The following is a 21,376-nucleotide window of genomic DNA, read 5'->3' as shown; positions in this document are numbered from 1 at the left end:
TATTACAATGAAAAAGATGAATTTCTTGTTTATTGCAATCTTAGTTGCATCGTCGATGTTAATGGGTTGTGCAAAAGAGAAAATGCTGGCAACTAAATCTGTTGCTAAAAAAGAACCCAAATTGCGCGTTAACGCCGCCGGTGATTTAAGCGACGCCAACATTAAATATTTTGGGCGCTGGGATTTTAGTAGCAGCACGCAGTATGTAAGTTATTGGGGCGGTGCTTATATAAAAGTAAGGTTTACCGGAACAACTGTAAAAGTAAAAGTTGGCAATACCAGCAACTTCTACGCTAAAATTGATAATGGCGCATGGGTTAGTTATATAGGCGTTACCGGGACTATTAATTTAACTCCCACGGCTCTTGCTGCCGGAACACATTCACTAAGTGTTGCCCAGGGTAAAGATTACGATTATGTATTTAATTTTCAAGGGCTGATACTTGATGCCGGTGCTACTACCAGTGCACCATCAGTGGGTGCGAACCTTATCGAATACATTGGCGATTCTATTACCACAGGCTATACCGACCCGCAGGCAAATGTGTCGGCTTATGGCTGGGTATTGTCTGAAAGTTTGGGTGCCGAACATACGCAGATTTCTTATCCGGGTATCAATTTAACCAGCGGTTACACTGGTGGTACTGGTATGGATGTACAGTATTTTAAGAGACAATCCTTCGCTTACCCCTCATCGCCTAATTGGAATTTTGCCACTTATACGCCAAAGGCTATTGTAATCAATCTGGGAACAAATGATAATTCAAACAACGTACCTGATGCTGCATTTCAAAGCACTTATACTACATTCCTGGCTAACATACGTGCGCAGTTCCCAAATGCAGAAATCATCGTGCTAAGAACGTTTCTGAATTTAAAAACCGCACCCACTGTGGCTGCTGTAGCCGCGCGCGTTGCTGCTGGCGATAACAGGGTACATTACGTTAATACCGATGGCTGGTTAACTCCCGGATCATCTGATTATACAGACGGATTGCATCCAAGCGTTGCAGGGAATATCAAGGTAGCAAACAGATTAAAACCAATACTGTCAACATATATAACAGGCGGTGTAACGTTTTATCAGGATACCCAATACGCGGCTGGCGCCAGCCAGGTTTTAACAGTAGGTAATTATACACTGTCACAATTAGCCGCTTTAGGTATGCCAAATGACTGGGCTTCATCAGTAAGAGTACCCGCCGGACGCACGCTTATTATGTATTCTGATGACAACTTCACAGGCCAGTCGTGGACAAGGACGTCAGATACGCCTGATTTTACGGCCTTAAGTCCATCTGCGAATGATATGGTATCATCAGTAAAAGTTCAATAATTATAATGTTTAACTAAACGGGCGGAAAACCTGTCCCGTTTAGTTAATCTGTAATCAAATACAGCAAATTATATACATTAACAAGTATTATTTTGCTACTATAAACCGCATTAAATGATCAAATTAAAATATTTAATTATCTGTTTGTCAATTATTTAATAACATGCTATGCCTTTCTAATACAAATTTAATACTTTGCTAATCTGCCCTGATTTCTTTGCTATTCAGTTAACAAACCAAAATTTAAACCCAAAAGCATGAAAAGAATTTTATTCATCTTGTTGATGTGGTGCACCGTCTTGTCTGTTCATGGGCAAAGCGTCACCATCAATGGTAAAGTCCTTGACGACACCGGCCAGCCACTGGGCGGCGCAGTTGTTAAAGTGAGCGGAACAAGTATCGCTACAGCTACTTCCGCCGAAGGAACTTTTACTTTAAATGTAGCCAGCTCATCAGCCACATTGGTAATTAATTATGTAGGCTACGAAACGCAAACCCTGCCTTTAAACGGCAGCACTAATGTAACCGTAACACTTAAGCCCGCAAGCACCGGCCTGGAAGAGGTTGTTGTTGTAGGTTACGGGTCGCAAAAAAAGGTATCACTTACCGGAGCGGTATCATCCATTAACGGGAAAGATATCGTGACAACCAAAAACGAGAACGTATTCAACTCGTTAACAGGTAAGATACCAGGTTTAAACATCGCACAAAAAAGCAGCGAACCGGGCTCGTTTAACACCATCCTTAGCATTCGTGGTTCAAGCAGAAACCCGCTGATTATTATTGATGGTGTGCCACGCGGAAGCCTTGAGCGCCTTGACCCAAATGACATTGATAACATTTCGGTGTTGAAAGATGCATCAGCAGCTATTTATGGTGTGCGCGCCGCGGATGGTGTGATATTGGTTACCACAAAATCAGGTAAAAAAGGAAAGGTAGAACTTACATATACCGGAAATTATGGCGTTCAACGCCCGGCCGGTTTAGAAAATACGGTTGACGCTATTGAGTACATGACATTGATGAACGAGAAGTTTGGTCATAGTCTGGATAACCCTACCGTACGCTTTAACGATGCCGATTTTGAATTGTACCGCAGCGGCGCCAAAACCACTACCGATTGGTATGCGCCGGTTTTAGATCGGTCGGTACCGCAAAACCAGCATAACATTACCGCAACAGGTGGTTCAGATAATAGCAATTATTATTTAAGCTTAGGCCATTTAAGCCAGCAGGGCTTTTGGAAAAGCGGCGATTTGAATTACGAGAAATATAACTTTCGCTCAAATGTTACCGCTAAAATAGCAAAAGGCCTTACCGCCGAAATGCGCCTTTCAGGTATTAAAGATACCAAGAACCAGCCGTGGACTGACACTTGGTTAATGTTCAAGAGTATATTTGGCCAACTACCCCTTACCGACCTTTACGCCAACAACAACCCTGCATACCCCGGTGCCGCGCGTGATGATAATAACCCCTTGGTTACCAGCCGTGCCGATTTAACAGGTTATAAACGTTATGACAACAGCATATTTCAGGGATCGGTGAGTTTGAATTATGAAATACCTTTTGTGCCCGGGTTGGCGGCACGTGCCTTTTACAGTTACGACAATAACGTTTCTGAATACAAAGGATACCAGTTGCCGTTCCAATTGTACACTTATGATCCGGAAACTCAGGTTTACAGCAGTAAAACGTTTTCAACCCCAATGGGCATATCAAGAGGTTTTGGCCGTGGTTCAACCAACCTTATGCAGTGGCAGTTAAATTATAATCGCAGTTTTGGGAAACATACCGTTGGTGCGCTTGCGCTTTATGAAGAAACCACCGGTAAGGGCGATAACTTTAACGGCTATCGCGAACTGGCTTTCAAAATTGATCAACTATTCGCAGGTAACTCAACCAACCAGACCGCTACGCAGGATGCCGGCGGATTATCTGACTGGGCCCGGAAAGCGTTGGTAGGCCGTTTAAATTATGAATTTGATTCGCGCTACCTGGCCACATTCAGTTTCCGTTACGATGGTTCATCACGTTTTCGTAACGACCAGCAGTGGGGCCTTTTCCCAAGCGCCGAAGTAGGCTGGCGTATATCTGAAGAACAATTTTTCAAAAATACCTCTGCCTTGTCATTCATTAACAATTTCAAACTACGTGGATCATACGGTGTGCTGGGTAATGAGGATGCAGTAAACTACCAGTTTTTGTCAGGTTATAATTTTCCATCAGGCTTTTATCTGTGGAATGGCCAGCTGATAAATGGTTTGGCGGATAAAGGCTTACCAAATACCAGCATTACATGGTACACTTACAGAACAACAAACATCGGCCTTGATCTGGACATGTGGCAGGGAAAATTAGGTGTACAACTGGATGTGTTCAGAAGAGATGGTAAAGACTTGCTGGGCAGCAGGCTTGGTACATTGCCGGGCACTGTTGGCGCATCTTTACCGCAGGAGAATCTGAACAGCGACCGTACACAAGGCATAGAATTAAACCTGACTCATCGCAATATAATAGGCGAGGTGGGTTATAACATTGGCCTTAACGTTGGTTATGCGCGCACAAAATTAAGGTATCAGGAGGTTGGTGAATTTGGTAACGCTTATGATAACTGGCGCAATAATCCAACAAACCGTTACAACGATATTTGGTGGGGACTTGGCTATGAAGGCCAGTTTCAAACTTATGATGAAATATACAATTCGCCGGTTAACTACGGTGGTGGTAACCGCGGTGCCCTGCCCGGCGACTATAAATATACCGACTGGAATGAAGACGGTATTATTGACGGCTGGGATGAGCACCCTATCGCTACGCGAGGTATCCAGGAAAATGATGTAACACAAAGGAATATACCAAAAGTAAACTTTGGCTTCAACTTATCTGCCACTTATAAAGGCATAGATTTAAGCATGTTATGGCAGGGAGCTGCTCTGGTAAATGTTGATTATCCGGAAATGCTGAAAGAGCCGCTTGCCTTTGGCGGAAGCGCCAGCGCGTTAACTATGTTTTTAGACAGGTGGCACCCCGAAAACCCAAGCGACGACATTTATAATCCGAATACAAAATGGATACCGGGCTACTACGCATACACCGGTACTGTAGCTGCAAGTAATTCTGAGCGATCAGTTGTAAACGCGTCTTATTTACGTTTAAAAAGCGTTGAACTTGGCTACACCTTGCCTGTAAGTTTAACAAACAGAGTAGGGGTTAAGCGCGCCAGATTTTATGTTAACGGATACAACTTATTAACCTTCACTGGTGTAAGAGGCCTTGATCCTGAGCATACATCAGATATATACGGATATACCTATCCGATGAACAAAACTTACAATGCTGGTATAATCATTAGTTTCTAATACGATGAAATATTTAAAAAGATTTATAGTGCTCCTGTCGGTAATTACGGCCACAGGATGTAATAAGCTGGATATTGCCCCGGTAAATATTCTGAAAGACGAAGACGTATTTAGTACCGATGCCGGTGTTGGGGCTTACATGGTACCTATTTATGCTAACCTGCCTATAGAGGATTTCAGGTATAACTTTGCCCAGGGCTTTAACCAGTTCCCGCCGTTCCCGGCTTTGGGCCTGTTTACAGCCGAAATGCTGCAGGTTGATTATGTTTTCAGAGGTTCAATTGAAAGCGGAAGCTTCGGCTACTGGCCTTATGGCGATATCCGCAAAATAAATTACCTTTTGAAAACACTTCCGGCTAACGCGTCAAACTTTTCAGAAGCGCAGGCTAACGCTTACCTTGGCGAAGCCCACTTTTTGAGAGCATATTTTTATTTTGACCTTGTAAAACGCTACGGCGGCGTTCCCATTATTAAAGAACCGCAAGACCCATTCAATTCAACGCAAGACGAATTGCGCGTGCCACGAAGCAGTGAAGAGGACGTTTACAAATTTGTAGAGGAAGAGCTGAACCTTGCTATTGAACTAATGCCCGATGTTACTCCTGATAAAATAGTTAAGGGCCGCGCAAATAAAAATGTCGCTTTAGCACTAAAATCACGTGCGATGCTTTATGCAGGTAGCATAGCTAAGTACGGCAGTATCCAGCTAAATGGTTTATTAGGTATTCCGGCAACCGAAGCGACAGCATATTTTCAAAAAGCATATGATGCAGCTGTGGCGCTTGAAGGTAAATACAGTTTATACAGGGCCAATGCCGATAAATATCAAAATTATGTGAATTTGTTTTTGGACGAAAACAGCACCGAGAACATCTTCATAAAAGATTATAAATACCCTGAAATGACCCACTCGTGGGATGCATTGAACGCACCAAAGCAATTTGTTAGCGGTTATGGCTCATTTGTTAACCCGACGCTTGACTATGTTGAACTGTTTGGTGAATTGCCGGTTAATGATGCTAACGGCTTTCCAAGACGCTTTACCCAGCGGATAGACTTGTTTGCAAATACTGAACCTCGCTTGCGTGCTACTGTTATATTTCCCGGTGATACTTTCCGTGGGGAAGTGATTGATGTGCAGCGCGGTATATATCCGTCATACGTAAACGGCGATGATGCAAGCAACAACGCCGCGTTAAAAACAGCCGGAAGTACGGATGTACTATACAACGGTAAACGTGTAGTTGGTTTAAGCGGTATGGGCATTGGCGGATCTACCGGTACAGGTTTTTTTGTAAGGAAATATCAAAACTCCAATTTAGCGCAGGCCGATTTAGCACTATGGCGGTCAGACCAGGCGTGGATAGATATCCGTTACGCCGAGGTTTTACTTAATAAGGCCGAAGCAGGTGTTGAGTTGGGTACATCAGCATCGCTTGCTAAAGCTTTGGAAGCTATGAATGACATAAGGGATCGTGCCGGTGCACCAACTTTGACGTCTAACCAGCTTACACGTGATGTGGTGCGTATTGAACGCCGGAAAGAGTTGGCTTTTGAAAATCACAGCTGGTGGGACTTAAGAAGATGGCGTACTGCCGATCAGGAGTTTAATAACCGGATATACAAGGCTCTGTTCCCGTACTACGTATTTGATGAAAATAGATACATTTTCAAAAAAGACGACGAAATAACAAAGTCGAGGTTTACTTTCCAGATCAGGTTTTACTACGAACCAATTCCGGGCGGAGAGATCAACAAGAACCCGTTACTTGTGCAAAATCCACTTTATTAAAAGCTACATATAATGAAAAGAAACAGAATATATATTGCTATTATACTTTTGGCCACTGTTGTATTAGGCAGTTGCAATAAAGTAGATGATTATGCTGAGCCGGAAGAAACACTTACCGGCAAAATAATCGATGTCGAAACCGGCGAACCCCTATACACCGAACAGCCTGACGGTACCAGGATAAAATTGCTGCAAACAGATTGGAATGACAATCCGCTGCCTCAGTATTTTTGGGTAAAGCCCGACGGAACCTTCAGAAATACAAAGATTTTCAAAGGAAAGTATGAAGTAACCCCTGTTGATGGCCCGTTTGTACCGCTTACAGAACCACAAACTATTGATTTGGCAGGTGAAAAAGATCTTACCTTCAAAGTGCTCCCATTTTTGAGAGTAAAATTAGGAGATGTATCTGTAAACGGTACTACCGTAATTGTCAACTATACTATTGCGCGGCCTGCCGGTGCAGGTACTTTCAAAATTACTGATGCAAAAGTGTTTGTGTCAACCACATCACAGGCTACTAATGCTTCGTTTGATAACAAGCTTACACAAACTAACAACTTACAAGGCACCGCTGATGATGAAATTTTGGGTACCAACTATACAGCCAGTATAACACTACCTGAAAAAAGGAGCTTTTACATAAGAGTAGGCGCTCGATCAGAAGATAACGTTTCAAGACGTTATAATTATACTGAGGCAGTGAAGGTAGATATACCATAACTTTAATAAGCCGTGTTATGCTAAACATAACACGGCTTTAAGATTTGTAACAATATCTTTAACAAGTTTGAGATATGATACTTAGCTTTTGAATCATTGCTTAAAAATAAATTATTGTTAATATTCCTTAGTTTAGTGCCTTTTATAAGGCTATGCGAAACTTTCTTAAAATATTATCAATTGATGAATACAGCATTACACCAAAGTATCTGCAACTGGTAAATGATTTTGTAGCAGGCATAGAAAATGGCCTTGTGCAGCCTGGTGACCTGCTGCCCTCGATTAATGATCTCAGCTTCGGATTAGATACTTCGCGTAGCACTATTGAACGCTTTTATAACGAACTAAAAAAAAGTGGCATTATAGGTACAATTCCCGGAAAGGGCGCCTATGTGCTCGATCAAAAATTAGCTCATCAACTTAAAATACTTCTATTATTTAATAAGCTGAGTACGCATAAAAAAATTATTTACGATGCGTTTGCCGAAACGCTGAAGGGTAAGGCTGCGATAGACTTTTATGTTTACAATAATGACTTCCATCTTTTTAAAAAAATACTTACCGAAAAGATGGATAAAGGCTACAATAAGATAGTTGTTGTTCCTTACTTTTTTGATAATGAAGACAAAGCAGCACAGTTATTAGACAGTATTCCAAAAGACAAACTTATTATCATGGATAAGTTGATGGAAAACGTTACCGGTGACTATGCAGCCATATACGAAGATTTTGAAGCGGATATTTACAAAGCCTTGGTAAACCTGCTTAACGCTTTAAAGAAATATCAAACTATTAAAATTATATTCCCGGAAAGCACTTACTATTCAAAAGGTATTATACAGGGGTTCAGGAATTTTTGCCTCGACTATTTTTTTGAATACGAAATACTTCCTGACATTAGCAAAGAAATTATACAGCCCAAAACCGTTTATATCAACATTGTTGAAGATGATTTAGTATTACTTATTCAGCGTATTAAAAAAACCGGTTATGATATAGGGACGGATGTAGGCATAATATCTTACAACGAGACAGCCATTAAGCAGGTTATTTTGAATGGTATTACAACAATTTCAACAAGTTTTGAAACACTAGGCGCCAAAACCGCCGAAGTTGTACTGAATAATGACCATGAACACTACGCCGTGCCGTTCACAGTAAACTTAAGGGCATCGTTATAGATTATGGACAAGACAGTGCAGGATAGTTACCATGTCTTGTGTGTTTAATTTGCTTCCTTGAATCAATTATTTCCGGATGACGAACATTTGGAAAGATACCTTCGGCCTAAAACATTAATTTATTGGTCTGCCTGTATAATATGACATTTGCAAAAAACCGTTTAACTGTATTATTTACAATTATACTTACAACGAAGCTTAGTGTACTAAGTGCGGCTTCTGTAAGTAATTTGCGCACTGAATATCTTACAAATCCTATAGGTTTAGATACTGAACACCCAAGGTTGACATGGATGTTGAACGATAACAGACAGGGTGCCAAACAAACCGCTTATTGTATTTTGGTTGGTACCGATTCGCTGTCAGTTTTGAGTGGCAGGGGCAATTTTTGGTCAACCGCAAAAATAACCACTTCAGATATACTGGTAGTTTACCATGGCAAAGCGCTTACACCTTACACAAAATATTATTGGAAAGTTGAGCTGTGGGATAAGGATAATCAAAAGCTGGCACCATCAGCAGTAAACACCTTTGAAACAGGTATGATGAACCAACATAACTGGAGAGGTAACTGGATAAGCGATAATAATGGTATAGATGTACGCCCTGCTCCTTATTTCAGAAAAAAATTTAACACCGATAAAACTATTCAATCGGGACGCGCATACATAGCTGTAGCCGGGTTGTATGAGCTATACATAAATGGGAACAAAATTGGCAACCACCGTTTAGACCCTATGTACACCCGTTTTGACCGGCGAAACCTTTATGTCACTTATGATGTAACCAAAAATCTGCAGAGAGGTGAAAACGCTGTAGGTGTAATACTTGGTAACGGCTGGTATAATCATCAGCCGCTTGCCGTTTGGAATTTTGACCGTGCACCATGGCGGCAAAGACCTGCTTTCTGTATGGATATACGAATAACTTATACCGACGGCACAACAGAGGTGATATCTACCAATAATACCTGGAAAACTAAAACCGGGCCCATTATATCAAACAACATTTATACCGGCGAACACTACGACAGTCGTTTAGAAATACCCGGATGGAATACCGCAGCATTTGAAGATAAAAACTGGGATGGTGTTATTTTACGTAGCGCGCCTTCAAAACAAATTGCTGCACAAGTTATGGAACCTATTCGTAATGTTGAAGAAATTGCGGACAAAACGCTTAAAAAGCTCAATGATACCACTTATTTAGTCGACTTAGGCAGGACTATTGCCGGGGTAACCAAAGTGAAGCTGAACGGTGAAAGCGGTACAGTGATAAGGATAAAACATGGCGAACGGTTAGATAAGAATGGACGTTTGGATATGTCAAATATAGATATCTACTACAGGCCGAAGGATGACAGCGATCCGTTTCAAACCGACATAATTATACTTAACGGAAAGCAGGTTGAGTTTATGCCGAAGTTCAATTATAAAGGGTTCCAATACGTTGAAATTACAAGCAGCAAGCCAATCCCCTTAAATAAAGAAGATATTACGGGCTATTTTATGCATAGTGATGTAAAGCCTGTTGGGAAATTAAGTTCATCAAATTTGCTGATTGACAAAATATGGTGGGCAGCCAACAACTCGTATCTAAGTAATCTTTTTGGTTACCCTACCGATTGCCCCCAACGTGAAAAGAACGGGTGGACAGGGGATGGGCATTTCGCTGTAGAAACGGGATTGTTTAACTTTGATGGGATAACCGTTTACGAGAAATGGCTGGCTGATCATCGTGACGAACAGCAGCCGAATGGTGTATTGCCGGATATAATTCCAACGGGTGGCTGGGGCTATGGCACTGCAAACGGTACCGACTGGACAAGCACCATCGCCATCATTCCGTGGAATATTTATATGTTTTATGGCGACAATAAGGCACTGGCCGATAATTACAACAATATAAAGGCTTATGTAAATTATGTAGCAAGCATCAGTCCGGAAGGGCTTACAACCTTCGGCCGGGGGGATTGGGTGCCGGTGAAATCACAATCATCATTGGAGTATACTTCGTCCGTTTATTTTTATACCGATGCTGTAATTCTTGCAAAAGCTGCTAAGCTATTCGGTAAAACAAATGACTATGAGTATTATTCGGCGCTCGCAGAAAAGATAAAAAAAGCCATCAACAACAAATACTTTAACAAGCAAACCTGCCTGTACGGAAGCGGCGTGCAAACCGAACTCAGTATGGCGTTGCAATGGAACATTGTGCCAAAAGAATACAGGCTGCGATTAGCCGAAAATCTTGCAAAAAGGGTAGCAGCAGACGGTATGCACCTTGATGTTGGTGTTTTGGGCGCAAAAGCTATTTTGAATGCATTAAGTGATAACGGCCAGGCTGAAACTGCTTATAAGTTAGCCGCTCAAGATACTTATCCTTCATGGGGATGGTGGATTGTAAATGGCGCTACCACGCTGTATGAAAACTGGGACATCAATGCTACGAGAGATATCTCACAAAACCATATGATGTTTGGCGAAGTAGGCGGTTGGTTTTTTAAAGGTTTAGGCGGTATCAAGCCTGATGAAAATCATCCAGGGTTTAAAAGCATAGTGCTGCATCCAAATTTTGTAAGCGGCCTAAACAATTTTACCGCCGAGCATGAAGGGCCATATGGCAAAATTATTTCCTCATGGAAACGCATAGGTGCTGCGATTGAATATACAGTAGTGGTACCGGCAAATTCTTCAGCTGATTTAAGGTTAGCGTTAGCTTCGAGTCAAAAGGCTTATTTAAATGATCGTCCGGTAAGTACAGAATATCATATAGATGCAGGCACTTATAAATTTGTTATAAAGTAAGTTACCTATATCCACATTATGCCTCACCAATCAAACCTTTAATTATGAAATTAAGCTTCTCCTTAAAACTAATCGGTTTACTTATACTGGTTTCTCATTTCTCAGCATCCGCTCAAAAACTAAGCGTAACAGATTTGCAGATAGAACACCAGGTAAATCCGCTGGCTGTTGAACCTGCTATACCGCGTATGAGCTGGAAATTAGTTTCTGCCGGAAAAGATGTTTTTCAAAAGTCATATGAGATTAGGGTAAGCACCGATGCAAAACAGTTACTTAAGGGTAACAACTTGCTGTGGAATGATACAAAGATTACCGACCAGTCTGTTTTAATTGATTATGCAGGTCCGGCATTAAAGGCAGGGCAGCGTTATTACTGGCAGGTAAGAGTAAAAGATAATCACGGCAATACTTCAGCGTGGAGTAGTGTGCAATATTGGCAAATGGGCCTTAAGCCCGCCGACTGGAAAGCCAAGTGGATAGCTGTGCAAGGTAAGGATACAGCCCAGGCAAGCCCTATGTTCAGGAAGGAGTTTAATCTGAACAAAACCGTACTGTCAGCTACGGCATATATAACCGCAAAAGGACTTTATGAAGCATATATTAATGGACAAAAAGTAGGCGACGCTTATTTTACACCCGGTTGGACGAGTTATAAAGATCATCTACAATATCAAGCGTATGATGTGACGACATTGATCAGAAAAGGTGCAAACGCATTCTCAGCGATACTTGCCGATGGCTGGTATAAAGGCCGCGTTGCATTTAACGATCGTGTATCGTTTTATGGCGACACACGTGCATTGTTAATGCAGGTTGAGGTTGAATACACCGACGGAACGCATGAAACACTAATAACCGACGGTAGCTGGAAAACCGCTTATGGGGCGTTATTAAAATCAAGCCATTATGATGGTGAAATATATGATGCCAGAAAGGAAAAAACCGGTTGGAATGGAGTCGGGTATAAAGAAGATAATACATGGAGCGCTGTAAGCTTGCCTGATTATGGATACAATAATCTTGTAGGCATGAGCGGGCCAATGGTACGTAAACACGAACGCATCAAGGCACTTAAAGTATTCAAAACCCCACAGGGTGATGTAGTTGCCGACTTTGGCCAAAACCTTGTTGGCTGGGTAGAGCTGCATACAAAAGGGCCTGCCGGTACCAGGATCACGTTAAGCCACACCGAAGTTTTAGATAAAGCAGGAAATTTTTATACAGAAAATCTTCGTTCGGCAAAACAGCAAAATACTTATTACCTTAAAGGAAACCAGGAGGAAATATTTTCACCTCATTTTAGTTTTCAGGGTTTTAGATATGTGAAGATAGAAGGGTATCCGCAAGAATTAAAACCGGAAGACCTGACAGCAGTTGTGCTTCACTCTGATATGACGCCTACCGGTACTTTCGAAACATCTAACCCTTTGCTTAACCAATTGCAGCACAACATTACCTGGGGGCAAAAAGGCAACTTTGTTGATGTGCCTACCGACTGCCCTCAGCGCGATGAGCGTTTAGGCTGGACAGGTGATGCGCAGGCATTTTATAATACAGCGGCATATAATATGAATGTGAGCGGTTTCTTCACCAAGTGGCTGAAGGATGTTAAAGCGGATCAGCACAAAGATGGCAGCATACCGTTTGTTATACCTGACGTTTTGAACCCAAGTGATGCCGGGGCAGCCGGTTGGGGTGATGTGGCCACTATAATACCATGGGGAATGTATGTTACTTATGGCGATAAACGTATACTGGAAACGCAGTATGACAGCATGAAGGCCTGGGTCGATTTTATTACATCACGTTCAAGAGATAACTTATGGAATACCGGTTTCCATTTTGGCGACTGGCTGTTTTACCGCCCGGATGATGATAACGACGGTAGGGCTGCGGTAACTGATAAATATATGATAGCGCAATGCTTTTATGCCAATTCAACACAGTTATTAATAAACGCAGCACAAGTGTTGGGTAAAAAAGAAGAGCAGGAAAAATACTCCGCATTGTTGAACGATATCAAAAAGGCTTACGTAAATGAGTACCTAACACCAAGCGGCAGGCTGGTATCATCTACACAAACGGCTTATGTACTCGCCTTGCAATTTGATATGCTGCCTGAAAATTTACGTGAGCAGGCAGCCGAAAGACTTGTTGCTAACATAAAAAATTATGGCAGCCATCTAACTACCGGCTTTTTAGGAACTCCTTACTTATGCCATGTTTTAAGCAGGTTTGGGCATATTGACGTTGCTTACGACTTGCTAATGCAGGAAACTTATCCATCATGGTTATATCCGGTAAAAATGGGCGCCACTACTATATGGGAACGATGGGATGGAATCAAACCTGATGGAAGTTTTCAAACCCCGAATATGAACTCGTACAATCATTATGCGTATGGCGCTATTGGCGATTGGATGTATAAAAATATTGCAGGCATTCAGGCAGCCGCACCCGGTTATAAAAAGATCATCATAAAACCAACTGTTGGCGGTAAGCTTACCTGGGCCGAAGGTTCATATAACAGCGACTACGGAATAATTCGCAACAAGTGGAAAATTGAGGATAACAAGTTTAAGCTTACAGTTACCATTCCGCCAAACACTACTGCCGACGTTTTTGTACCAAATGCAAAAGGTGAGGCATACAAACAGTTTCAGATAACAAGCGGTGAATATACTTTCGAACAATGATCTAAGCACAAAGTGCTTAGATCATTGTAGGGTGTTTCAAAGAATAATATTTTAGTTCGATAAGATCTGTTGGCTGGGGCTTGGAGTTCCAGGCATTGTGAATGGCCAATGCGGTTCCAACAGCTGTGGCTTGTGCCATTGAAGCGGCAAAAATTTCCATTTCAGGAAATGCCGATGCCAGTAGTTGCATAAACACAGGGTTCTTGCTAAAGCCACCATCAACAAATATGCGTTTTACCGGTGCGCCTTTTAATATTAATGATGTTGATGCTTTTTGCTGTTGTATTATATCGCGCATTAGCTGATGATAAGCTTCCATGTCGTTGGTAAACTCTGTTAAATCGCGCCCACCAAACGCGATTGGCTCAACATTAGCACTATGATTTTCTTGTGCCGGATACTTTTTTTCAAGTAGGGCTATAATGCTTGCGTCGAACTCAGCTCGTTTATAGCTTGCTGTGTTTTGGCCAAAATATTCGCCAATACGCTTTACCTGCTGTTCATACTCATAACCTGCAAATAAACGTGATGCTTTAACAGGCAATCCTTTATATTGTATGTAGTTAAGACAGTCGTTTTTCAATTCATCAGCCGTTAGCGGCGTATGGTCGACGGGGTTAAGACTAATGCTCCATGTCCCGGTTGAAAGCAGTACAAATGGCTCGTGAAAGTTTACCAGGTAGGGTATAAGCGCCGCCGAACTATCGTGCAAACCAACACCAACTTGAAGTGTTTTTTCTTCAAAATTAGCCGTCATCACTTCATCACCGGGAACAATAGGTGCAAATTTTTCTTTTATGCCTTCCTGATGAACCCAATGATGATAATCATTATTAGCGAAATTCCAAAGCGCTGTATGGCAGCCAATGCTGGTCATGTCGGTAAAGGCTTTGCCCGTTAATAAATAGCTCAAGTATTGTGGCAAATGAAGAGCAAACTTCACGTGCTTATAAACTTCAGGTTGCTGGTTTTTTAACCGGTAAACTTGCAAACCAGAGTTAAGGCTTGCAAGGGCAGGAGAGGCTGTTTGCATGGCAATCTCTTCTTCACTTCCATAAGTTTGATAAAAATGTTCTTTTATATCTTCAGGATATGCTTTTAAGTAGTTGTATAGCGGTGTTAATGCTTCGCCTTTATCATCAATATAAACAAAACTTGCACCGTAGGTAGAAAAGTTTACTGCTTTGATATCGAACTCTTTAAGGTTAAATACCTCACGCATAGAATTAAATACAGACTGGCGAAGGCTTTCAAGGTTTTCACATGGATCGCCATCCTCATCCGTGATTTCATTAAAGCGTGCCGATTTTTCGTACACAATCTTATAGTGCTCGTCAAACAGGAACAGTTTTTTGTTGGTCTTTCCTACATCAAATACGGCAATAACAGGTGTGGCTCCCATATTATAAACCGGTGGCAACTGTTTTTAGTCCGCGTTCTTTAATCAATTCGCCCCGTACATTAAGTTTTCTGAATGCACTAACCGGATCTATAACACCGCCGGCTCTTAGCCTTGCCTCAGCTAATAAAGGCCTTACGTCGGTTCGGTAAGCGCTTTGAAGTATATCCTGGGCCTTCACAACATCATTGTTTAACTGGGCATCCTTTAGTACTTTGTAATCAACCAGTAATGCCTGAGCATAAGCGATCTTGATGGCTTCTACCGATTGCAGCAAGTCTTCAATAGGGTCTTTCACGTTATGCGACGCGTCAATCATCCAACCTATACCGGTAGCATGGTCAAGTCCACGCGCATCCATACCTTCAACCAGTTCGTTAAATATCAGGAACAACTGGTATGGGTTGATACTACCAACCGTAAGATCGTCATCACCATACTTTGAATCGTTAAAGTGAAAGCCCGCGAGTTTGCCTTCCATCAGCAGTAATGATACTATTTGCTCAATGTTGGTGTTGGGCAGATGGTGGCCCAGGTCGACAAGCGTACTTGCTTTATCACCAAGTTTTGATGCCAGCAGGTACGACTGCCCCCAATCGCCAATAGTGGTAGAATAGAAATTAGGCTCGTATGGCTTATATTCTACCCAAACTTTCCAGTCATCAGGCAAAGCCGTATAAATTTCCTGAAGGCTCTCTAAAGTATTTTGAAACGCGTTACGAAAGTTAAGCTGGCCCGGGAAATTGGAGCCATCAGCCAGCCAAACCGATAGGGCTTTCGAGCCAAGCTCAACTCCGTAATTAATAACCTGAATATTGTGTTCAACCGCCTGCTGGCGTACTGATTTATCAACATGATGCAGTGAACCAAATTTGTAGCTTAATGCCTGATCTTTTTGATCCTGAAAAGTATTTGAGTTAACCGCGTCGAAATGTAAACCCAGTTGCGCTGCCAGCGCTTTTACAGATGCCGCGTTATCAGGGATATCCCATGGAATATGAAGCGATATGGAATTACTTGAGCGGTTAAGCGCATGAATTAAGCCCACGTCCTCAATTTTTTCTTCAAGGCTGCGTGGCTCGCCGCCACCCGAGAAGCGGCCAAAGCGGGTACCGCCTGTACCTAAAGCCCAGCTTGGTATGGCTATGTTGAACGCTTCAAGTTTTTTAACTACCTCTTCAGCGTTCTTAACTTCGCCCGAGATATAGTTAAACTTACGCTGATGCGAAGGGAGTGCGTCCTGGTTAAGGTCTTGTATCTGATGCTTCTCTAATTGCATAATTGGTTGTAAATTGGTTTATATAGCAAAGCGGGCCGAAACCCGCTTTGCTAAAATTAGCATTATCTTACAAATCCGGCAGCAACACCGCCGTCAACGTTTATTACATTACCTGTTGATTTGTTAAGCAGGCCGCCGGTAATGGCAACACAGGCATTAGCAATATCTTCCGGCAGGATTATCTCATTCAATAAAGTACGTTTTGCGTAGTACGCCGGTAGTTCCTCAACGGTAACACCATAAGCCTTGGCACGTCCTTCAGCCCATCCGCCGGCCCAAATGTTGCTGTCACTGATAACGGCGTCAGGGTTGACTACATTGACACGTATCTTATCAGCCCCTAATTCGGCAGCGTTTAACCTGCTTAAGTGCAGTTGTGCCGCTTTCGCGCTGCCGTAACCCGCATTGTTAGGACCGCTTACCAATGCGTTTTTGCTAACAATGTTAATTATATCTCCACCAATATCCTGCTTTTTCATAACAGATACGGCAGCTTGTGTTACAAAGAACTGGCCTTTAACCAATACGTCGTACAGCAAATCCCAGTCTTTTTCGGTATGATCGGCAATGGTTTTTGATATCGATAAGCCGGCATTGTTTACAATGATGTCAACACCACCAAAAGCAAGGGCAGCGGTATCAAAGGCGGCTTTTATCTGGTTAGCGCTGGTTACATCCAAAACAGCGGTTGTATAAGCATCTTTACCAAACTGTGCCTTAAACTCTTCTGCAGCGCCTTCCAAACGCTCAGCGTTCATGTCATTCAAAATTACTACGGCACCTTCCTGTACAAATTTTTTGGCAATCGCTTTACCAATACCACCCGCACTGCCGGTTACCAGCGCAACACGGCCTGAAAGAATTTTCGATTTCGGCATGCGCTGCAATTTTGCTTCCTCAAGTAGCCAGTATTCAATATCAAAGGCTTCCTGACGTGGGAGTGAAGTGTACTCTGATATCGCCTCGGCACCTTTCATCACGTTGATTGCGTTGATATAGAACTCGGCGGCAACACGCGCAGTTTGCTTGTCCTTTGCGAAAGTAAACATACCCACACCCGGATAAAGGATTACCACCGGATTGGCATCACGAATGGCAGGGCTGTTATCATGTTTGCAGGTGTTGTAATAGTCGGCGTACATCTGGCGGTAAGCTTCAAAAGCAGGTGCCAGTTGTTCTTTAAGCGCGGTAACGTCGCTCAGTTCGGCATTTTTGTCAAGCTCCAGTACCAGCGGACTAATTTTGGTACGCAAAAAGTGGTCGGGACAACTGGTGCCAAGCGGTGCCAGGCGGTCAAGGTCGTTGGAGTTGATGTATTCCAATACACGGGTATCATCAGTAAAATGGCCAATCATTTTGGTTTGTGATGAACAGAAACCACGCAGCACCGGCGCTAAAGCAGCGGCTTGTTTTTTACGGGCATCAGCATCAAGGCTTTCCAATTTCTGACCGCCGAAAGTCGGACCTTTTTTGCCGTAGTTCTGCTCGAGGTATTCAGCGCATTTTTCAATTACTTCAAGGGTATTAATGTAGCTTTCGTAAGCCGTATCGCCCCAGGTAAATAAACCATGCGAACCCAGCATAATGCCGCGGATACCCGGATTAGCGTCCAGGCAAGCTTTCAATTGTAAGCCAAGCTCAAAACCTGGTTTTTTCCATTCCACCCAGCCAATGGTACCGCCAAACAGTTCTTCGGTTATTTTTCTACCATCCTTAGCAGCCGCGATAGCGATAGCCGCATCCGGGTGCAGGTGATCAATATGTGCGAATGGCAGGAAACCATGCAACGGCGTATCAATAGACGGAGCTTTTGACGACAGGTCGAAAATACAGTGATTGAACAATTCAACCATCTCGTCTTCGAATTCAACACCGCGGTAAATATTTTTCAGGCTGCGCAGGCGATCTACATATAGAGCCGCAAGACCGCTTTTCTTTAATGTGCCTAAGTCGCCACCTGAGCCTTTTACCCACATCACTTCAACGTCCTGACCGGTAAGCGGGTCTTTCGCTGTTACTTTGCAAGAGGTGTTGCCACCGCCATAGTTAGTAAGGCGAAGATCGGCGCCCAGCAGGTTTGAGCGATATATTAAGAGGGCCACCTCATCGCCGGCAAGTTTCGCCGCCTCGGCTTCGTCCCACAAATAACTTACATGTTTAAATTGAGTTGCACTAACAGACATATTGTTTATTCTACTTATTTATTTTTTATTTTAATGAATTACCATACCCTACCAGCAATACGGATACTATTATGGTAAGTATACCGGCCACCAATGTTCCAACGGCCTTTTTGCTTACGCCTTTCCACTCTTTTAAGGCAAGTCCCCAAAGGTTGGCTATCAGGATGATTGATGCCATGTGCAGTATCCACGAACTGGCTCCATTACCCATTTTGCTTTCACCCATGCCATAAAAAAAGAACTGCAGGAACCAAGTTGTACCCGCAAGGGCCGAAAAGATGTAGTTTTTTAAAAGGGGAGTGGTGTTGTCGGTATAATTTTCGAAGGTTTTATTTCGTGCATTCAATATCATGCACCATACAAAGTTAGTGGTTAATCCGCCCCACAGTATCACCACATAGGTAACATTATTTGAGAACAGGAAGTTACCCTGACCCGGATGTTTCAACTGCCAGGCTGCGTTAGCTACTTCTGCCATGCTTTTACCTGCCTCAATACCGAAATTGAAGCAAGCGCTTAATACACCTGATATAATAGCTACCAGTATACCCAGGCCGAAGCGGTATTCTTTGTTTTCATTTTCAGCTTGCTTGTTGGCTGCTAAGTCACGCTCTTTAAGCGTACCGGCACGGCCGCAGATAACTATGCCGATAACGCATACTAATATGCCCAATACTACCATTTGCCCCCAGTGGCTGTTAAGCATACTGGTTATAGTGTCTTTTCCTTCGGCAGGAAAAAAGTTATAATACACAGAGGGTATTAAAGAACCAAAAACCGCGCATAAGCCAAGTATAATAGTGCTGCCTAAAGAAACGCCCAAATAGCGTACACCCAAGCCATACGTTAAACCGCCAATACCCCATAGTAACCCGAAAAAGTAGGTAAGAAATAATATCTGACCATTAGTTGATGCAATGATCTCTGTAAAATTGGGTATAGTTAACCATGCTGCAACCGGTGGGACGATCAGCCAGGAGAAAATACCGCCGACTATCCAGAAGCTTTCCCAGGCCCAGCCCTTTACTTTTTTATAGGGAATGTAAAAACTACCAGAGGCAAAACCACCAATAAAGTGATAAATAATACCAAAAATAACCTGCATATACTTCTTTTAGATTTATCAGCGTTAGCTTAAAACGTTGCCTAAATTATACAAGGGCGTGTGGCTAACTGTCATCAACCGTCTTGCGAAAGAGGAGTGCTCTACAGTAGCAACCGTTAATTATATTGAATATAACGCATACCAAGGCACATTTTAGTCATTTAAAAAAATAAGTAAGTGATTGTCAGCCGTTCCGCAACGTTTTGAAAAAAAGATTTGGAAGCAATTCAATAAATCGTACTTTTGCAGTCCCCAATCGGGATGTAGCGTAGCCCGGTATCGCGCCACATTTGGGATGTGGAGGCCGCAGGTTCGAATCCTGCCATCCCGACTTTTACAGTCTAAACACCGGCAAAACCCCTTAAATTGTATGATTTAAGGGGTTTTTCATTTTCAGACCCTCCAATTTATCTAAGTAAAACCAAGCTAAAAGGGACCTATTCGGTGACCTATTTTCATTCTGTATTTTTGGTTTAATTATCTGTTAAATTACTGTTTGTCAATTACTTATGTAATTCATCTTGATGCCTTTTGATTTGATTTGCTACTAACCTTGTTTTTATAGTGGTTTCTAAGTCAGTGACAGATCATGAAAAAGGTATTAAAAAGATGCTTTAAAAACTATCTTTTATGAATACAAACACCGTTAACAACACTTTTGGAGTGAATTTTTATCTGAAAAAGAACAAGGCAACGAAGGCCGGGCTTTGCCCAATTTACGCCCGTATTACCGTGAATGGCAAGCGACGGGAACTATCAGTTAAGCGCTCCGTCGATCCGGTCAACTGGAATGCCGCCAAGGGAATGCCGAAGGGCTTCCGTGAGGACATTATCAAACTGCAAAAATACCTCGACCGCTTTAAATCCGATATCGTAGAAAACTACCAGGATCTGTTCCTGCAAAAAAAACTGATTACCACGGATGTATTGAAGGGCATCATGACCGGTGGCAATCAATCTGAATTTACACTGTCCAAACTGATGCAATACCACAATAAGCAGCAGAAGATGGTATTGGAGTGGGGCACGATGAAGAACTATGGCACTACTGAAAAATATGTATTGAAATTTCTGCAAGAAAAATTTAACACTACCGACAAGTACCTCGCGGAGCTAAATTACCAGTTCATCACAGATTTTGAATATTACTTGCGCGGATTAAAGGACAAGAATAATAAATCCGCACTAAGCAATAACGGCGTGATGAAGCATTTGGAACGCCTGCGCAAAATGGTCAACCTGGCTTTCCGACTGGAATGGATCGAAAGGAACCCGTTTGTCGCCCATAAATTGAGATTTGAAAAAACACAACGGCAACACCTGACCTCTGATGAGTTAAAAAGGCTTGAAACACAAAAGCTATCGCTGGACCGTCATAAATCCGTTAGGGATATGTTTGTATTCAGTTGTTACACCGGTTTGGCCTTTACGGATGTCATGAACCTGACAAAGCAAACCTTATTAAAGGTAAAGACGGTGAACTATGGTTAAGTACGATCAACCGAATAAACGC

Annotated in this window: 12 protein-coding genes and 1 tRNA gene; 9 read left to right on the top strand and 4 right to left on the bottom strand. The window is 42.5% G+C overall.

From position 1 onward, the window contains the following. Positions 1-7 precede the first annotated feature (7 nt). The 7 genes from EOD41_RS10390 (at position 8) to EOD41_RS10360 (ending at position 13,897) form a co-directional block, all read left to right on the top strand. Entirely contained in the window at positions 8-1,336 is a 1,329-nt protein-coding gene (locus tag EOD41_RS10390; RefSeq protein WP_127704736.1) for a GDSL-type esterase/lipase family protein, read from the top strand. Positions 1,337-1,593: 257 nt separating this feature from the next. Beyond that, a complete protein-coding gene (locus EOD41_RS10385; protein WP_127704735.1) occupies positions 1,594-4,698 on the top strand; it encodes a SusC/RagA family TonB-linked outer membrane protein in 3,105 nt (1,034 codons plus the stop codon). 4 nt (positions 4,699-4,702) lie between these two features. Further along, positions 4,703-6,490, top strand: coding sequence for a RagB/SusD family nutrient uptake outer membrane protein (locus tag EOD41_RS10380; RefSeq protein WP_127704734.1), 1,788 nt, complete (start codon positions 4,703-4,705; stop codon positions 6,488-6,490). Positions 6,491-6,502: 12 nt separating this feature from the next. After that, entirely contained in the window at positions 6,503-7,213 is a 711-nt protein-coding gene (locus EOD41_RS10375; protein WP_127704733.1) for a DUF3823 domain-containing protein, read from the top strand. A 152-nt stretch (positions 7,214-7,365) separates the two neighbouring features. Beyond that, positions 7,366-8,394: a GntR family transcriptional regulator gene (locus EOD41_RS10370; protein ID WP_127704732.1), complete on the top strand. Its 1,029-nt coding sequence runs from the start codon at positions 7,366-7,368 to the stop codon at positions 8,392-8,394. Positions 8,395-8,534: 140 nt separating this feature from the next. Next, positions 8,535-11,201 (top strand): alpha-L-rhamnosidase, encoded by a 2,667-nt coding sequence (locus EOD41_RS10365; protein WP_127704731.1) that lies wholly within the window; start codon positions 8,535-8,537, stop codon positions 11,199-11,201. A gap of 44 nt (positions 11,202-11,245) precedes the next feature. After that, positions 11,246-13,897, top strand: coding sequence for a glycoside hydrolase family 78 protein (locus EOD41_RS10360; protein WP_127704730.1), 2,652 nt, complete (start codon positions 11,246-11,248; stop codon positions 13,895-13,897). A 16-nt stretch (positions 13,898-13,913) separates the two neighbouring features. Here the strand turns inward: EOD41_RS10360 and EOD41_RS10355 are convergent, their stop codons facing one another. The 4 genes from EOD41_RS10355 to rhaT all read right to left on the bottom strand — a co-directional run bounded on the left by EOD41_RS10355 (position 13,914) and on the right by rhaT (position 19,863). After that, positions 13,914-15,299, bottom strand: a complete 1,386-nt coding sequence (locus tag EOD41_RS10355; RefSeq protein WP_127704729.1) for an FGGY-family carbohydrate kinase — start codon at positions 15,297-15,299, stop codon at positions 13,914-13,916. A gap of 1 nt (position 15,300) precedes the next feature. Further along, on the bottom strand, positions 15,301-16,575 hold the full coding sequence (locus EOD41_RS10350; protein ID WP_127704728.1) for a TIM barrel protein: 1,275 nt from the start codon (positions 16,573-16,575) through the stop codon (positions 15,301-15,303). A gap of 62 nt (positions 16,576-16,637) precedes the next feature. Further along, positions 16,638-18,758 (bottom strand): bifunctional aldolase/short-chain dehydrogenase, encoded by a 2,121-nt coding sequence (locus EOD41_RS10345; RefSeq protein ID WP_127704727.1) that lies wholly within the window; start codon positions 18,756-18,758, stop codon positions 16,638-16,640. Between the two features lie 25 nt (positions 18,759-18,783). Beyond that, entirely contained in the window at positions 18,784-19,863 is a 1,080-nt protein-coding gene (rhaT, locus tag EOD41_RS10340) for an L-rhamnose/proton symporter RhaT (protein WP_127704726.1), read from the bottom strand. A gap of 257 nt (positions 19,864-20,120) precedes the next feature. On the opposite strand from rhaT, the gene EOD41_RS10335 reads away from it, so the two are divergent. Both EOD41_RS10335 and EOD41_RS10330 read left to right on the top strand, forming a co-directional pair. Further along, positions 20,121-20,194 (top strand) — tRNA-Pro (locus tag EOD41_RS10335). 299 nt (positions 20,195-20,493) lie between these two features. Further along, positions 20,494-21,354 carry a site-specific integrase gene (locus tag EOD41_RS10330; protein ID WP_127704725.1) on the top strand — a complete coding sequence of 287 codons (861 nt, stop codon included), beginning with the start codon at positions 20,494-20,496 and terminating at the stop codon, positions 21,352-21,354. Positions 21,355-21,376 lie beyond the last annotated feature (22 nt).

This window comes from Mucilaginibacter limnophilus (assembly GCF_004005815.1).
Classification (GTDB): Bacteria; Bacteroidota; Bacteroidia; order Sphingobacteriales; family Sphingobacteriaceae; genus Mucilaginibacter; species Mucilaginibacter limnophilus.
The sequence above is the reverse complement of the archived record's forward strand: the minus strand, read 5'-3'. Positions and strand labels throughout refer to the sequence as shown.

Coding starts and splice junctions, on each gene's coding strand:
- EOD41_RS10365 (WP_127704731.1), top strand. CDS start 8,535: ATGACATTTGCAAAAAACCGTTTAACTGTATTATTTACAATTATACTT.
- rhaT (WP_127704726.1), bottom strand. CDS start 19,863: ATGCAGGTTATTTTTGGTATTATTTATCACTTTATTGGTGGTTTTGCC.
- EOD41_RS10375 (WP_127704733.1), top strand. CDS start 6,503: ATGAAAAGAAACAGAATATATATTGCTATTATACTTTTGGCCACTGTT.
- EOD41_RS10360 (WP_127704730.1), top strand. CDS start 11,246: ATGAAATTAAGCTTCTCCTTAAAACTAATCGGTTTACTTATACTGGTT.
- EOD41_RS10345 (WP_127704727.1), bottom strand. CDS start 18,758: ATGTCTGTTAGTGCAACTCAATTTAAACATGTAAGTTATTTGTGGGAC.
- EOD41_RS10390 (WP_127704736.1), top strand. CDS start 8: ATGAAAAAGATGAATTTCTTGTTTATTGCAATCTTAGTTGCATCGTCG.
- EOD41_RS10385 (WP_127704735.1), top strand. CDS start 1,594: ATGAAAAGAATTTTATTCATCTTGTTGATGTGGTGCACCGTCTTGTCT.
- EOD41_RS10350 (WP_127704728.1), bottom strand. CDS start 16,575: ATGCAATTAGAGAAGCATCAGATACAAGACCTTAACCAGGACGCACTC.
- EOD41_RS10370 (WP_127704732.1), top strand. CDS start 7,366: ATGCGAAACTTTCTTAAAATATTATCAATTGATGAATACAGCATTACA.
- EOD41_RS10330 (WP_127704725.1), top strand. CDS start 20,494: ATGAATACAAACACCGTTAACAACACTTTTGGAGTGAATTTTTATCTG.
- EOD41_RS10380 (WP_127704734.1), top strand. CDS start 4,703: ATGAAATATTTAAAAAGATTTATAGTGCTCCTGTCGGTAATTACGGCC.
- EOD41_RS10355 (WP_127704729.1), bottom strand. CDS start 15,299: ATGGGAGCCACACCTGTTATTGCCGTATTTGATGTAGGAAAGACCAAC.